The organism is Ramlibacter sp. PS4R-6 (assembly GCF_037572775.1).
Taxonomy (GTDB): Bacteria; Pseudomonadota; Gammaproteobacteria; order Burkholderiales; family Burkholderiaceae_C; genus Ramlibacter.
On record NZ_JBBHKA010000001.1, the window covers coordinates 3,204,437 to 3,219,817 of the forward strand.

The 15,381-nt window shown below is 69.8% G+C and carries 11 protein-coding genes; 5 read left to right on the plus strand and 6 right to left on the minus strand.

The annotated features are described in order from the left end of the window. Complete coding sequence (locus WG903_RS15910; RefSeq protein ID WP_340077177.1) at positions 1 to 1,497, minus strand: circularly permuted type 2 ATP-grasp protein; 1,497 nt, start codon at positions 1,495 to 1,497, stop codon at positions 1 to 3. Between the two features lie 52 nt (positions 1,498 to 1,549). Then, complete coding sequence (locus WG903_RS15915; RefSeq protein WP_340077179.1) at positions 1,550 to 3,889, minus strand: DNA internalization-related competence protein ComEC/Rec2; 2,340 nt, start codon at positions 3,887 to 3,889, stop codon at positions 1,550 to 1,552. A 71-nt stretch (positions 3,890 to 3,960) separates the two neighbouring features. Here WG903_RS15915 and WG903_RS15920 point away from each other — a divergent pair, with 71 nt between their 5' ends. Continuing rightward, entirely contained in the window at positions 3,961 to 7,329 is a 3,369-nt protein-coding gene (locus WG903_RS15920) for a transglutaminase family protein (RefSeq protein WP_340077181.1), read from the plus strand. A 151-nt stretch (positions 7,330 to 7,480) separates the two neighbouring features. Here the strand turns inward: WG903_RS15920 and WG903_RS15925 are convergent, their stop codons facing one another. After that, positions 7,481 to 8,890: a sensor histidine kinase gene (locus tag WG903_RS15925; protein WP_340077183.1), complete on the minus strand. Its 1,410-nt coding sequence runs from the start codon at positions 8,888 to 8,890 to the stop codon at positions 7,481 to 7,483. Beyond that, positions 8,887 to 9,573: a response regulator transcription factor gene (locus WG903_RS15930; RefSeq protein WP_340077185.1), complete on the minus strand. Its 687-nt coding sequence runs from the start codon at positions 9,571 to 9,573 to the stop codon at positions 8,887 to 8,889. Before WG903_RS15930 ends, WG903_RS15925 begins: the two co-directional genes overlap by 4 nt. A 112-nt stretch (positions 9,574 to 9,685) precedes the next feature. Here WG903_RS15930 and WG903_RS15935 point away from each other — a divergent pair, with 112 nt between their 5' ends. From WG903_RS15935 to WG903_RS15950, 4 genes are read left to right on the plus strand one after another with little or no spacing between them, the layout of a single operon-like run. Further along, the gene (locus tag WG903_RS15935; protein ID WP_340077187.1) at positions 9,686 to 10,639 is read left to right on the plus strand and encodes a Bug family tripartite tricarboxylate transporter substrate binding protein; all 954 of its coding nucleotides are present in this window, start codon (positions 9,686 to 9,688) and stop codon (positions 10,637 to 10,639) included. A gap of 1 nt (position 10,640) precedes the next feature. Further along, positions 10,641 to 11,135: a tripartite tricarboxylate transporter TctB family protein gene (locus WG903_RS15940; protein ID WP_340077189.1), complete on the plus strand. Its 495-nt coding sequence runs from the start codon at positions 10,641 to 10,643 to the stop codon at positions 11,133 to 11,135. Between the two features lies 1 nt (position 11,136). Continuing rightward, on the plus strand, positions 11,137 to 12,651 hold the full coding sequence (locus WG903_RS15945; RefSeq protein WP_340077191.1) for a tripartite tricarboxylate transporter permease: 1,515 nt from the start codon (positions 11,137 to 11,139) through the stop codon (positions 12,649 to 12,651). A 51-nt stretch (positions 12,652 to 12,702) separates the two neighbouring features. Continuing rightward, entirely contained in the window at positions 12,703 to 13,764 is a 1,062-nt protein-coding gene (locus tag WG903_RS15950; RefSeq protein WP_340077193.1) for a porin, read from the plus strand. Positions 13,765 to 13,816: 52 nt separating this feature from the next. Here WG903_RS15950 and WG903_RS15955 read toward each other — a convergent pair whose 3' ends face one another. Together WG903_RS15955 and WG903_RS15960 are read right to left on the minus strand one after the other, a co-directional pair. Further along, positions 13,817 to 14,395 carry a hypothetical protein gene (locus tag WG903_RS15955; RefSeq protein ID WP_340077195.1) on the minus strand — a complete coding sequence of 193 codons (579 nt, stop codon included), beginning with the start codon at positions 14,393 to 14,395 and terminating at the stop codon, positions 13,817 to 13,819. A gap of 5 nt (positions 14,396 to 14,400) precedes the next feature. After that, positions 14,401 to 15,360: a Bug family tripartite tricarboxylate transporter substrate binding protein gene (locus WG903_RS15960; RefSeq protein ID WP_340077197.1), complete on the minus strand. Its 960-nt coding sequence runs from the start codon at positions 15,358 to 15,360 to the stop codon at positions 14,401 to 14,403. Positions 15,361 to 15,381 lie beyond the last annotated feature (21 nt).

The window sequence follows — 15,381 nt, forward strand, 5'->3', positions numbered from 1 at the left end:
TCAGGCCTCCAGCACCCAGGTGTCCTTCGTGCCCCCGCCCTGCGACGAGTTCACGACCAGCGAGCCTTCCTTCAGCGCCACGCGCGTGAGGCCGCCGGGCACCATCTGCACCTCCTTGCCCGAGAGCACGAAGGGCCGCAGGTCGATGTGGCGCGGGGCGATGCCGGCGTCCACGAACGTCGGGCAGGTGGACAGCGACAGCGTGGGCTGCGCGATGTAGCCCGAGGGGTTGGCGAGCATCGCCTTGCGGAAGTCCTCGATCTCCTGCTTCGTCGCGGCCGGCCCGACCAGCATGCCGTAGCCGCCCGCGCCGTGCACTTCCTTGACCACGAGGTTCGGCAGGTCGGCCAGGACGTACTTGAGGTCCTCGTCGTCGTGGCACTGGTACGTGGGCACGTTCTTGAGGATCGGTTTCTCGCCCAGGTAGAACTCGATCATCTTGGGCACGTAGGGGTAGATCGACTTGTCGTCGGCCACGCCCGTGCCCACCGCATTGCAGATCGTCACGTTGCCGGAGCTGTAGGCCTCGAGCAGCCCGGCGCAACCGAGCGTCGACGTCGGGCGGAACACGGAGGGGTCGAGGAAGTCGTCGTCGACGCGCCGGTAGATCACGTCGACCCGCTTCGGGCCGCGCGTGGTGCGCATGTAGACGTAGCGGTCCTTCACGAAGAGGTCCTGCCCCTCGACCAGTTCCACGCCCATCTGCTGCGCGAGGAAGGCGTGCTCGAAGTAGGCGCTGTTGTACATGCCGGGCGTGAGCACCACGACCGTCGGGTCCGGCGCGCCCGGCTGCGCGCAGGAGCGCAGCGTCTCGAGCAGCAGGTCGGGGTAGTGCATGACCGGCGCGACCTTGTGCGACGAGAACAGGTGCGGGAACAGCCGCATCATCATCTTGCGGTCTTCCAGCATGTAGCTCACGCCGCTGGGCACGCGCAGGTTGTCCTCCAGCACGTAGTACTCGCCCTCGCCCTTGGCGTTGGGCGCGCGCACGATGTCGATGCCGGCAATGTGCGAATACACCCGGTGCGGCGTGTAGACGCCCATCATCTCCTTGCGGAACTGCGCGTTGTTCAGCACGCGGTCGGCCGGGATGACGCCGGCGCGCAGGATCTCCTGCTCGTGGTAGACGTCGTGCAGGAAGCGATTGAGGGCCGTCACGCGCTGCACCAGGCCGCGCTCCATCTCGGCCCATTCGTGGGCGGGGATGATGCGGGGGATCAGGTCGAAGGGGATGAGGCGCTCGGTGCCCGCGCCTTCCTCGTCCTTGGCGCCGTACACGGCGAAGGTGATGCCGACGCGGCGGAAGATCATCTCCGCCTCTTCGCGGCGGGCATCCATCGATTGCTGCGGCTGGCGGGCCAGCCATTGGGCGTACTCGCCGTAGTGGCCGCGCACGCCTTGCATCTGCACCTGCGATTGCCCGCCCTGCGACTGCGCCTGGAACCGGAAGGCCCCGTCGGCGGGCAACTGCGCGAACATCTCGTCGAATTTCTGCATGGGCGGCTCCGGGTGACAGGATAGCAACTTCCGGGCCGTGCAAGGAGCACTCTCAGGGAACACGATGATGCCAATAGCGGGCGGCGGCCTCGCGCTGGCATGCGACGCGATCCGGCTCGCCCGATGCCCACCGCGCCGCTCCGCAATGCGCCGAGTCGACGACGGCGATGCCGCGCTCGCGGTAGCGCTCCACCACCGGCGCCGCGGGGTGCCCGAAGCGGTTGCGGTAGCCGGCCTGCACGAGCGCGAAGCGGGGCTTCACGGCGTCGAGGAAATCGGCGGTGGACGACGTCTTGCTCCCGTGGTGGGGCACCAACAGCACGTCGGCCTGCAGGGGCGCGGCGGCTGCGACCAGTCGCGCCTCCTGCGGGGCCTCCAGGTCGCCGGCCAGCAGCGCCGTGCGGCGGCCGTTGCCCACGCGCAGCACGCAGCTGATGGCATTGGGCTTGGCCGCGGCCGCGTAGTCCGCGGGCAGCGGGTGCAGCACGTCGAAAGCGACGCCGTCCCATTCCCAGCGCATGCCCGCCACGCAGCGCGCGCCGGGCCGCAAGGCTTGCAGTTCGTGGCCTTCCTCCAGCGAGCTCAGGAGCGATGCGCCCGGCTGCATGGCCAGCACCGCCTGCGCGCCGCCCGTGTGGTCGCTGTCGCGGTGGCTGAGCACCACCGTGTCCACCCGCTCGTCGAAGGCGCGCAACAGGGGCACGACCACGCGATGGCCCGCATCGCTTTCGGGCCCGTAGCGTGGGCCCGCGTCGTAGACCAGCGTGTGCGTGGCCGTGCGGACCACCAGCGCATTGCCCTGCCCCACGTCCGCCGCGACCAGCTCGAACTCGCCCGCCGGCGGCCGCGGCGCCTGCCACAGCACGATGGGCAGCAGCAGCGGCACGCCCAGCACCTTCACGCCCCAGGGCAGCCGCATCGCCAGCAGCAAGCCACCGGCGACACCCAGCACGCCCGCCCACAACGGCGCGGCAGGCCACGACACCGTCGCGAGCTGCCAGGACGCGAGCCATTCGAGCAGCGACTGCAGCACCTGCATCGCACCCGCGGCCGCATCCCACAGGACGTTCCATGCCACTCCGGCGAGCGCCAGCGGCGTTATGACCAGCGTCACCCACGGGATGGCGATCGCATTCGCGGCCAGCCCCACCACCGACACCTGCCCGAACAGCAGCAGCGTCAGCGGCGTGAGCGCGAGGGTCACCACCCATTGCTCGTGCAGCGACGCGCGCACGGCGTGCACGATGCCTTTGCCTTTCGCACCACCAGGATCGGTGGCGAAGAGCACACCCACCGCGACGAAACTGAGCCAGAAGCCCGCCTGCAGCATGGCCCACGGGTCGATGGCGACGACCACGGCGCACGCGAGGAGCCAGACATGCGGCCAGGGCCAGCGCCGGCCCGACAGCCGCAGCAAGGCGACAGTCGCCAGCATCCACACCGTGCGCTGCGCCGGCACGCCCCAGCCCGAGAACACGGCATAGGCCGCGGCCAGCACCACGCCGCCGGCCAGCGCCGCGTGCTGCGCCGGCCACGCCAGGCACAGCCGCGCGCTGCGCCGCCAGAGCGCGCCCACCAGCAGCGACGCGGCCCAGCCGAACATCGTGATGTGCAGGCCCGAGATGCTCATGAGGTGCGCGACGCCGGTGGCGCGGAAGACGTCCCAGTCAGCGCGCTCGATCGCGTTCTGGTCGCCGGTGACGAGCGCGGCGATCACGCCGGCCGTCTTGCGATCCTCGATGCGGCGCAGGATCGCGTCGCGCACGGATTGGCGCGCGCGCTCGACGGGATGCAGCCACGACTGCCCCAGGCGCTGCGGCACCGGATCGCCCTTGCCCGTGCGGACGTAGCCCGTGGCCTGCACGCCCTGCTCCCACAGCCACAGCTCGTAGTCGAAGCCGTGCGGGTTGAGGTTGCCGTGCGGCGCCTTCAGGCGCACCGTGAAGCGCCAGCGCTCGCCCGCCTGCAGCTCCGGCACCGCGCGCGTGAATTCGAGCGTGCCCGCGTCTTCCGCCGCCAGCGGCCCGTACCAGCCCAGCTGCAGCAGGCGCGGCAGGCGTGCGTCGGAGCCCTCCACTTCGAAGCGGAAGCGCACGCCGCCTTCGTCGCGCTGCGGCATGGCGGCCACGACGCCGGTGACGGCGATGTCGCGTCCTTCGAGCGAAGGAGGCAGCGCCTGCGACTGGAAGGAAGCCGCGCGCAGGCCGGTGAGCGCGACAGCAAGGAAGACCGCACCCAGGAAGACTCCCGGACGGCGACGCGTGAGCACGAGCGCCACTCCCACGGCCGCGCAGGCCGCATAGGCCCACGCCGCCCACAGCTGCGCCTGCTGCAGCTGCAACGCCGTGCCTGCCACGATGCCGAGCAGGGCCGGCGCCAGTCCTCTCCCCATGCACGATCAACGGCCGGGATCGACATCGCGCCGACATCGTCGGCGGGCCCCACTCTTGCTAGGATGGATCCATGTCCATCCATGCCGCGCTGAACCACGTCAGCCACTACCAGTACGACCGCCCCGTGCAGCTCGGCCCGCAGGTGGTGCGTTTGCGGCCCGCGCCGCACACGCGCAGCAAGATCGTCTCGTATTCGCTCAAGGTCGAACCGGCGCAGCACTTCATCAACTGGCAGCAGGACCCGTTCGCCAACTACCAGGCGCGGCTGGTGTTCCCGGAGAAGACGACGCAGTTCACCGTGACGGTGGACCTGGTCGTCGAGATGGCGGTCTACAACCCCTTCGACTTCTTCCTGGAGCCCAGCGCCGAGAAATTCCCCTTCCAGTACGACGCGGCACTGAAGGAGGAGCTCGGGCCCTACCTGGCGCCCGAGCCGGCCTCGGCGCTGGTGGAAGCGTACCTGCGCAAGATCGACCGCAAGCCGCTGCCGACGATCGACTTCCTGGTGACGCTGAACCAGATGCTCCAGCGCGACATCCGCTACCTCATTCGCATGGAGCCCGGCGTGCAGACGCCGGAGGAGACGCTGCGCAACGCCAGCGGGTCGTGCCGCGACTCGGGCTGGCTCCTGGTGCAGCTGCTGCGGCACCTGGGCCTGGCGGCGCGCTTCGTCTCCGGCTACCTGATCCAGCTCGCACCCGACGTGAAGGCGCTCGATGGGCCGAGCGGCACTTCCGTCGACTTCACCGACCTGCACGCGTGGTGCGAGGTGTACCTGCCCGGCGCCGGCTGGATCGGCCTCGATCCCACGTCGGGCCTGCTCGCAGGCGAAGGGCACGTGCCGCTCGCCTGCACGCCGCAGCCTTCGGGCGCGGCGCCGATCGAAGGCCTGGTGGACGAAGCAGAGGTGGAGTTCCGCCACGAGATGAAGGTCACGCGCATCTGGGAATCGCCGCGCGTGACCAAGCCCTACACCGAGGAGCAATGGGACGACGTGCTGGCGCTGGGCGATGAAGTCGATAGCGCATTGCAGGCCGGCGACGTGCGCCTGACCATGGGCGGCGAGCCCACCTTCGTGTGCGTGGACAACCGCGACGCCGCCGAATGGAACACCGACGCGCTCGGGCCCACCAAGCGCAGCTTCGCGACGCAGCTGGTGCACAAGCTGCGCAAGGAATATGGCGAGGGCGGCTTCCTGCATTTCGGGCAGGGCAAGTGGTACCCGGGCGAACAGCTGCCGCGCTGGGCGCTGTCGATCTACTGGCGCGCCGACGGCCAGCCGTGCTGGCGCGACCCGTCGCTCTTCGCCGACGAGCGCGAGCCCGCCCACTACACCACGGCGGATGCGGAGCGCTTCATCCGCAAGCTCACGGCCAACCTGGGCCTGGGCGACGACTACGTGCGTGCCGGCTACGAGGACGTCTTCTATTACATGTGGCGCGAAAGGCGCCTGCCGGTCAACGTCGATCCCTTCGAATCGAAACTCGACGACGAGCTGGAGCGCGCGCGCCTGCGCCGCGTGTTCGAGCAGAAGCTCGAAGCCGTCGTCGGCTACGTGCTGCCGCTGCGCGCCGACGAGGCGGGCCCGCCGCTCGCCGGCACGCGCTGGGTGAGCGGCCCCTGGTTCCTGCGCGACGACCGCCTCTTCCTCGTGCCGGGCGACTCGCCGATGGGGTACCGCCTGCCGCTCGATTCGTTGCCCTGGTCGAAGGCGGGCGAACGGCAGCAGGTGATCGAGGTGGACCCGATGGCGCCGCGCGATGCACTGCCGACGCAGGTCGCTTTCCAGCCGCGCGATGGCCGCAAGACGACGCCGGCGGCAACCGCCCCCAAACGCGGCGAATCGGCGGGCGACCTCACGCGCACCGCCTTGTGCGTGGAAGTGCGCGACCCGCAGCGCGCCAACGGCCCCAAGGCCGAACGCGAAGCCGGCGGCAAGGGGAACGCGCTCTATGTCTTCATGCCGCCGCTCGAGCGCGTGGAGGACTACCTGGAACTGCTCTCCGCGATCGAGCACACGGCGAGCGAGCTGGGCGTGAAGGTCGTGCTCGAAGGCTACCCGCCGCCCCGCGACCCGCGCCTGAAGCTGCTGCAGGTCACGCCCGACCCCGGCGTGATCGAGGTCAACATCCATCCCGCGCACGACTGGAAGGAGCTGGTGCAGCACACCGAGTTCCTGTACCAGGCCGCGTTCGAGACGCGCCTGACCGCCGAGAAGTTCATGACCGACGGCCGCCACACCGGCACGGGCGGCGGCAACCACTTCGTCATGGGCGGCGCCACCCCCGCCGATTCACCCTTCCTGCGCAAGCCCGAGGTGCTGGCCAGCCTGCTCCTCTTCTGGCACAACCACCCGTCGCTGTCGTACCTGTTCTCCGGCCTGTTCATCGGGCCCACCAGCCAGGCGCCGCGCGTGGACGAGGCGCGCAACGACCAGCTGTACGAACTGGAGATCGCGCTGGAGCAAATCGCGCGCAACCGCCAGCAATACGGCGAGGCGATGCCGCCCTGGGTGGTGGACCGCACGCTGCGCAACATCCTCATCGACGTCACCGGCAACACGCACCGCAGCGAGTTCTGCATCGACAAGATGTACTCGCCCGACGGCTCGACCGGCCGCCTGGGCTTGCTGGAGTTGCGCGCCTTCGAGATGCCGCCGCACGCGCGCATGAGCATCGTGCAGCAGCTCCTGATCCGCGCGCTCGTCGCCCGCTTCTGGCGCGAACCCTACCGCGCCAGCGTCACGCGCTGGGGCACGCAGCTGCACGACCGCTTCCTGCTGCCCACCTTCGTGTGGATGGATTTCCACGACGTGATCGCCGAGATGAACCAGGCCGGCTATGCCTTCGACGCCGCGTGGTTCGCGCCGCATTTCGAGTTCCGCTTCCCGCTGGTGGGCGAGGTCCAGACCACCGGCATGGAGCTGCACCTGCGCAACGCGCTGGAGCCGTGGCACGTGATGGGCGAGGAAGGCGCACCCGGCGGCACCGTGCGCTACGTCGATTCGTCGCTGGAGCGCATCGAGGCGCGCGTGACCGGCCTGAACGAGAGCCGCTACGCCGTCACCGTGAACGGCCGGCCGCTGCCGCTGCAGCCCACGGGCACCGCCGGCGAATTCGTCGCCGGCGTGCGCTACAAGGCGTGGGCGCCGCCGAGCGCGCTGCACCCGACGATCCCCGCGCACGCGCCGCTGGTGTTCGACATCGTGGATACGTGGATGAACCGCTCGCTCGGCGGCTGCCAATACCACGTCGCGCACCCCGGCGGCCGCAACTACGCCACGTTCCCCGTCAATTCGTACGAGGCCGAGAGCCGCCGGCTCGCGCGCTTCTTCCGCATGGGGCACACGCCCGGCGCGCTGCGCACGCCGCCTAGCACGTTCGACGTGGCGGCCAGCCGAGAATTTCCTTTCACGCTCGACCTGCGCCGCGCCGATTGATATCCACCGCGCCTGTGGATAAACCTGTTGGCAGCGTGCGCGCTGCCAGCGCGATGTGAGCATTCATGCGGGTTTGGCTGCGATGCCCACCAAACGGGCACGAGGAAGACTCTCCTGCATCGGAGGCTTGACAAGACGCACCGACGTGTTGTCAAACGCCGCCGCGCACCATCGGGAGGCGCACGACGACGTCCAGCCCCTCGACGCGTTCGCCCGCCATGCGGTTCTTCAGCGCGATGGTGCCGCCCAGCGTCGTCACGATCTCGTGGCTGATCGTCAGGCCCAGCCCCGAGCCGCCGCGCGGCCCGCCCGGCGAGAACGGCTGGAACAGGCGCGATTGCATCTCCGCCGACAGGCCCGGCCCTGAATCCGCGACCGTGAGCACGGCCGCGTCGGCGTCGGCTGCCACGCGCACCTTCAGCTGCCCGTACGAGGGCACGTGGCGGATCGCGTTGTGCAGGATGTTGCGCGACAGCTCGCGCAGCATCCACGGATTGGCCAGCACGCGCGTGGGCTCGGTCTCGATCTCGAAATCGATGTCCTTGTCGGCCACCAGCGGGGCCAGGTCCAGGGCCACCGTGCGCACCTCCTCGGTGAAGTCGCACACCTCGGCGGCGGGCTGGTGGCGCAGCTGCTCGATCTTCGCCAGCGACAGCATCTGGTTGGCGAGCACCGTCGCACGGTCCACCGTCTCGTTCACCTCGCGCAGCGCCTGCGTGGGCTCGACGTCGCCGCGCAGGGCCGACTGCACCTGCGTCTTGAGCACGGCCAGCGGCGTGCGCAGCTGGTGCGCGCTGTCGCGCACGAAGCGCTTCTGGTTGTCCAATAGGTGCTGCAGCCGGGCCATGACGTGGTTGGTCGCATCCACCAGCGGCACCAGCTCCTTCGGCGCATCGCCCACCGGCAGCGGCGTCAGGTCGTTCTCGGCGCGCGCGTCCAGCTCCGCGCTCAGCCGGCGCACCGGCCGCGTGGTCACCTGCACGACGATCACCACGACCAGCGCCACCACGCCGATCAACAGCGCCTGGCGCGACAGCGTGTGCAGCAGCAGCTCGCGCGCCAGCGTCTCGCGCAGCTCGAGCGTTTCGGCCACCTGCACCACGGCCATGCCGCGGCCCGTGGCGCTGGACACGGGCTGCATCAGCACCGCCGCGCGCACGGCCTTGCCGTCAAAGATGTCGTCGTAGAAGTGCACGAGCGCCGCATACCGTGTGTGCTCGGGCAGCTTGCCGCGCCAGAACGGCAGGCCCGCGTAGCCCGAGACCATCTCGCCGTCGGGCCCCGACACGCGGTACACCATGCGGCTGCGCGAGTCGACCTCGAACGCCTCGAGCGCGGAGTACGGCACCGTCGCGCGCAGGCGCGCCTGCGCGTCGTAGCCGTCCACGTCCAGCTGCTCGCCGATCACCTTGGCGCTGGCCAGCAGCGTGCGGTCGTACGCGGTGTTCGCGGCAGCCAGTGCGGTGCTGTAGACGCTGATCCCGTCCAGCGCGATCAGCGTGAGCGCCGGCACCATGATGCCCACCAGCAGGCGCGCGCGCAGCGACGAGATGCGGCTCATTCCGCCTTGAGCAGGTACCCGAGCCCGCGCAGTGTGACGAGCGCCACGCCGGTGTGCGCGAGCTTCTTGCGCAGTCGGTACACCACCACCTCCACCGCTTCGTACTGCACGTCGAACTCGCCGGGGAACACCGCCTCGAAGAGCTTTTCCTTGGCAAGCGCCTGCCCCGGGCGCGCCGCCAGCGCGCGCAACAGGGCCGACTCGCGCGGCGTGAGCTCCAGCACCTCGTCGCCCGAGTAGAAGACCCCGTGGTGCGCATCCAGCCGCAGCCGCCCGAGCTGGAACGTGCCCGCGGGCGCCGAGGGCGGCGTGGGCGTGCCCGCCGGAGCGCGCCGGGCCAGGGCGCGCACGCGGGCCTCGAGCTCGTCCAGGTCGAAGGGCTTGGGCAGGTAGTCGTCGGCGCCGGCGTTCAGGCCCAGGATGCGGTCGCCCACCGTGCCGCGCGCCGTCAGCACCAGCACCGGCGTGCGCAGGCCTTCGGAACGCGCCTTCTCCAGCACGTCCAGCCCGTCCATGCCGGGAAGGCTGAGGTCCAGCAGAACCACCTCCGGCGGGTTGGCGCGCCACAGGCCCAGCGCCTGCGCGCCGTCGGCGCAGGCCACGATGCGCATGCCCCGGCGCGACAGCGCGCGCTCCAGGGTGGCGCGCATGGAGGCGTCGTCTTCGACCAGCAGGACGTTCATCTTCGGGGCACTGTAGTGGTTTTTACGAACGCGCCGGACAGGTGGTTGACAGGCGCAGAATGCAAGCTTCGCGGTTCCGTCCTTCCACGACCTTTCCTGCAGGAGACAACAAATGAAACGCAGCGAATTCCTCCGCACCCTGGCCGCCATCGGCGCCGCCGCCGCCCTGCCCCGCATGGCGCTGGCGGGCCAGAACATCAAGATGATGATCCCGGCCAACCCGGGCGGCGGCTGGGACACGACGGGCCGCGCGCTCGGCAAGGCCATGCTGGACGGCAAGCTGGCCGACAGCGTCACCTACGACAACAAGGGCGGAGCCGCCGGCGCGCTGGGCCTGGCGCAGTTCGTCAACGGCTCCAAGGGCGACCCGAATGCGCTGATGGTGATGGGCGCCGTGATGGTCGGCGGCATCATCACCGGCAAGCCGCCGGTGAACCTGTCGCAAGCCACGCCGATCGCGCGCCTGACCAGCGAATACAACGTGTTCGTGGTGCCGGCCAACTCGCCCTTCAAGACGATGGCCGACGTGGTCGCGCAGCTGAAGAAGGACCCGGGCAGCGTCAAGTGGGGCGGCGGCTCGCGCGGCTCCACCGAGCACATCGCCGCGGCGATGATCGCGCAGCGCGTGGGCGCCGACCCGTCCAAGATCAACTACGTCGCCTTCCGCGGCGGCGGGGAAGCCACCGCGGCCATCCTGGGCGGCAACGTCACCGTGGGCGGTAGCGGCTACTCGGAGTTCGCCGAGTACATCAAGGCCGGCAAGATGCGGCCCATCGCCGTCACCTCGAACAAGCGCCTGAACGACGTGCCCACGCTGAAGGAACAGGGCATCGACGTCGAGATCGGCAACTGGCGCGGCGTGTACGCGGCGCCCGGCATTACGCCCGCGCAGCGCAAGGCGCTGACGGACCTGGTGCTCGCCACCGTCAAGACGGCGTCGTGGAAGGAAGCGATGGAGAAGAACGACTGGACGCCGGCGGTTCTCGCGGGCCCCGAGTTCGACAAGTTCGTCGACGACGAATTCGCGGCCCTGCGCGCCACGATGGTCAAGGCCGGGATGGTCTGACGTGGGGGGCGCGACGAGCAAGCCCCAGGTGGCCGTCGCCGGCGTGATCATCGCGATCGCGCTGGGGCTGGCCTTCGGCGCGCTGACGATCCCCGGCGAGGCCGGCTACGGCGGCGTCGGTCCCAACTTCCTGCCCTGGCTGGTGTCCGCCGGGCTGCTCGTGTGCGGCGGGCTCATCCTGCGCGAGGCACTCACAGGCGGGTACCGCGAACTGGAGGAGCCCGACCACCCGGCCCAGTTCTGGCCCGGCGCGGTGCTGATCTCCGCCGGCCTGCTCGCCAACGCGGCGCTCATCACCACCATCGGCTTCATCCTGAGCTGCATGCTGTGCTACGTGCTCGCGGTGCAAGGGCTGCGGCGCGCCGAAGGCCAGCGGGCCAACACCTACGTCGTGGACGCCATCAGCGGCTTCGCGATCTCCGCGCCCGTCTACTGGGCCTTCACGAAGTTCCTGGCGATCAACCTGCCGGGCCTGACGTCGACCGGGTGGCTGTGACATGGACATCTTCAACCAGCTCCTGACCGGCTTCTCGCACGCGCTGTCGGTCGCCAACCTGCTGTGGGCCTTCTTCGGCTGCGTGCTGGGCACGGCCGTCGGCGTGCTGCCCGGCATCGGCCCCGCGGTCGCGGTGGCGATGCTGCTGCCGATCACCGCCAAGGTCGACGTCACGGCGTCGATGATCTTCTTCTCGGGCATCTACTACGGCGCGATGTACGGCGGCTCGACCACGTCCATCCTGCTGAACACGCCCGGCGAAACCGCCAGCATGGTCACGGCCATGGAAGGCAACAAGATGGCGCGCAGCGGCCGCGCCGGCGCGGCGCTCGCCACCGCGGCCATCGGCTCGTTCTTCGCGGGCACGATCGCCACCGTCTTCGTCACCCTGTTCGCGCCGGCCGTCGCCGAATTCGCGGTCAAGCTCGGCCCGCCCGAATACTTCATGCTGATGGTGCTGGCGTTCACCACCGTGAGCGCGGTGCTGGGCAAGAGCACGGTGCGCGGCATGGCGGCCCTCTTCCTCGGGCTCGCGCTGGGCCTGATCGGCCTGGACCAGATCTCGGGCCAGGCGCGCTACACGGGCGGCATCCCCGAACTGCTCGACGGCGTCGAGATCGTGCTGGTCGCGGTGGGCCTCTTCGCGGTTGCCGAAGTGCTGTACCACGCGATGTACGAAGCACAAAAGGCCGAGACGCAGAACCCGATGAGCAAGGTCTACATGACCGCGCGCGACTGGCGCCGCTCGGTCCCCGCGTGGCTGCGCGGCACCGCGATCGGCGCGCCCTTCGGCTGCATCCCCGCCGGCGGCACGGAGATCCCCACGTTCCTGTCGTACGCGGTGGAGAAGAAGCTCGCCAAGGGCGAGGACAAGGCGGAGTTCGGCGGCAAGGGCGCGATCGAAGGCGTGGCCGGCCCGGAAGCCGCGAACAACGCCACCGTGACCGCCGCCCTGATCCCGCTGCTCACGCTGGGCATCCCCACGTCCAACACGACGGCGGTGCTGCTGGGGGCCTTCCAGAACTACGGCATCCAGCCCGGCCCGCAGCTGTTCACCACTTCGGCGGCGCTGGTGTGGACGCTCATCGCGTCGCTGTACATCGGCAACGTCATGCTCCTGATCCTGAACCTGCCGCTGGTGAAGCTGTGGGTGCAGCTGCTGAAGATTCCCAAGCCGCAGCTGTTCGCGGGCATCCTGATCTTCGCGACCGTCGGCGCGTACGGCATGCGCCAGAGCGCCTTCGACCTGGTGCTGCTGTGGGGCATCGGCGTGGCGGGCGTGGTGATGCGCCGCTTCGACTTCCCGACCGCCCCGGTGGTCGTCGGCATGATCCTGGGCCCCCTGGCCGAGGCGCAGCTGCGCAACGCCATTTCCATCGGCGAAGGCCACTGGACGGTGTTCCTGCAGCGGCCCATGTCGCTGGCCCTGATCGTGATCGTCATCGCCGTACTGTTGCTTCCGCGCATCCTCAGGCGCCGAAATAAGGGGGCGGAGGCCCCCGTGACAGCGGCCTGACAGCTGAACCGTGGATGCTGTCTCCTGTCACCCAAACGACAGGAGACCCCCTTGAAGAAACTTGCCCCCATCGCTGCCGCCGCCTTCCTGGCGTGCGGCTTCGCCCAAGCCCAGACCTCGTCGGTCCAGATCTTCGGCCTGCTGGACCTGAACGTCGGCCACTACACCGGCGGCGGCGTGTCGCAGACCGTGCTCGGCACCGACGGCTACCAGTCCAGCCGCCTCGGCTTCCGCGGCCAGGAAGACCTCGGCGGCGGCCTGCAGGCCTCGTTCTGGCTCGAGTCCGGCATCAACCCCGATTCGGGCACCGGCGGCACCACCAACACCAACAACCAGTCGACCGGCGGCGCCGGCGGCGGCGGCATCGTGTTCGGCCGCCGTTCCACGGTGAGCCTGTCGGGTGCCTTCGGCGAGCTGCGCCTGGGCCGCGACTACACGCCGGGCTTCTGGAACCTGTCCAACTTCCACCCCTTCGGCACGAACGGCGTCGGCTCGGCCGGCATCCTGTTCTACCCGGTGCAGGGCGGCGCCCGCATCACCAACGTGCGTGCCTCCAACTCGATCGGCTACTTCCTGCCCAAGATGTCGAGCGGCATCTACGGCCAGGCCATGTACGCGATCGCCGAGAACCTGTCGACCTCGGCCACGCGCCAGGACGGCCGCCTCGTCGGCATCCGCCTCGGCTACGCCGGCGGCCCGATCGACGCCGCCTTCGGCTACAGCAAGACCACGCTGACGCCGGTGGGCGACTTCACGCAGATCAACCTGGGCGGCACGTACGACTTCGGCATGGCCAAGGTCTTCGCGCTGTGGGGCCAGAACAAGGTGGGCGCCACCAAGACCAAGCCCTGGAACATCGGCGTGCACGTGCCGGTGGGCGCGGGCGTGATCCGCGCCGCCTACGGCCGCGTGAAGACCACGGGCGTCGCCAACGACGCCGGCCAGTTCACGGTGGGCTACCTGCACAACCTGTCGAAGCGCACCGCGCTGTACACCAACTTCTCGGCGATCGACAACAAGGGCACGGGCACGAACTACAACGTCGGTGCGCCCGTCACGGTGCCCGGCGGCAATTCGCGCGGCTACGAGGCCGGCATCCGCCACAGCTTCTAAGAAGAAAAGCAGGACTCCAAGGTCGGCGCCCCGCGGAAGCGGGGCGCTTTTTTTATGGGGCCATCGCTCCGGCCGAAGCAGGTTCGCTCGCGCCGGCGCCGACGCGCTGCGGGTTCGATGTGACGCTGCCGACGAAGTACAGCGCCGCCAGGACCTGCGCCAGGTCGGCGTCGGGCAGCCCGGCGCGCTCGCGCAACTCGTCGAACGTGCAGGGCCGCAGCGCCAGTTCGCGCATGACCACGAGGTGCCGGTCGTCCACCAGCTTGCCGTCGACGCGCGGTGGCCGCCGGAAGTAGATGGGCGCGCGCCGATAGCGCCGCGGCAGCACGTCGTGCCGCGTGCGCAGCACGTACTGCCACATCAGCTGCGCGAGCCCTACACGCGCGAAGTTATCGGGCACGCGCTTGTCCTCGCGGTGGATGCGCGTGCACATCGCCGAATCGAAGTCCGCCGCGCCGGCACGCGGCAGCACGGCGACTTCTTCGGGCATGTCCAACACGGCAATCAGCCGGCCTCCGGCACGCAGCTCGAACGCGCCGGAACGCAGCATGTCCTGCTGCTCGACCACCAGCGCAGCGACACGCAGTTGCGCCGTCACCGACGCAAGCTGGCGTTCGATGTGCTCGAGCACGGCCGTCAGAGCATGCCGGACAGGTACATGATCGCCCGCAGGCTCGAGAACTCGTACTCCACGAAGTCCTCGAAGTCCTTGCCGGTGGACAGCGACGGCGTCCAGCCGTTCTTGGCGAGCGCTTCCTGCCACGCCTTCGTGCGCGTGGCCTTCACGACGCTGTCGGCCAGTTCGGCGCGCTGTTCTCCCGAGATGCCCGGCGCGCCGTAGACGCCGCGCCAGTTGCCGATCACCACGTCCCAGCCCTGCTCCTTGAGCGTGGGCACGGCGAGGCCAGGCAGGCGTTTTTGCGACGTCACGCCGATCGCGCGCATCTTGCCGGCGGCGATGTGCTCGGCGAATTCGCTGTAGCCGCTGCCGCCCACGGTGACGTTGCCGCCGAGGATGGCGGAGACCGCTTCGCCGCCGCCGCGGAAGGCGACGTAATTGACCTTCTTGGGATCGACGCCGACGTTGCGCGCGAGCATGCACGCTGCGATGTGCTCGGTGGCGCCGCGCGAGCCGCCACCCCAGCGCACGCTGGCGGGCTCGCGCTTGAGCTGCTCCACCACGTCCTTCATCGAACGCAGCGGCGAAGCGGCCGGCACGACGAACACGTTGTACTCGCTGGTCAGGCGCGCGACGGGCGTGCACGACTGCAACTGCACCGGCGGCTTGGCGGTGATGAGGCCGCCAACCATCACCGCGCCCATCATCATCAGCGCCTGCGGGTCGCCCTTGGCGCCCTGCGCGAACTGCGCCAGGCCCAGCACGCCGGCGGCGCCGCCCTTGTTCTCGTACTGCACGGCATCGGCCGCGCCCGCTTCGACGAGCGCACGCCCCAGCGCGCGGCCGGTCGTGTCCCAGCCGCCGCCGGGGTTGGCGGGGATCATCATCTTGAGCGTGCTCGCGGCACGGGCGGAAAAAGGCAGCCCGCCCGCCAGGGCGAGGGCTGCCATTCCATGGAGGAACTGTTGTCGGCGCATGCTTGTCTCCTCGACGTTGCA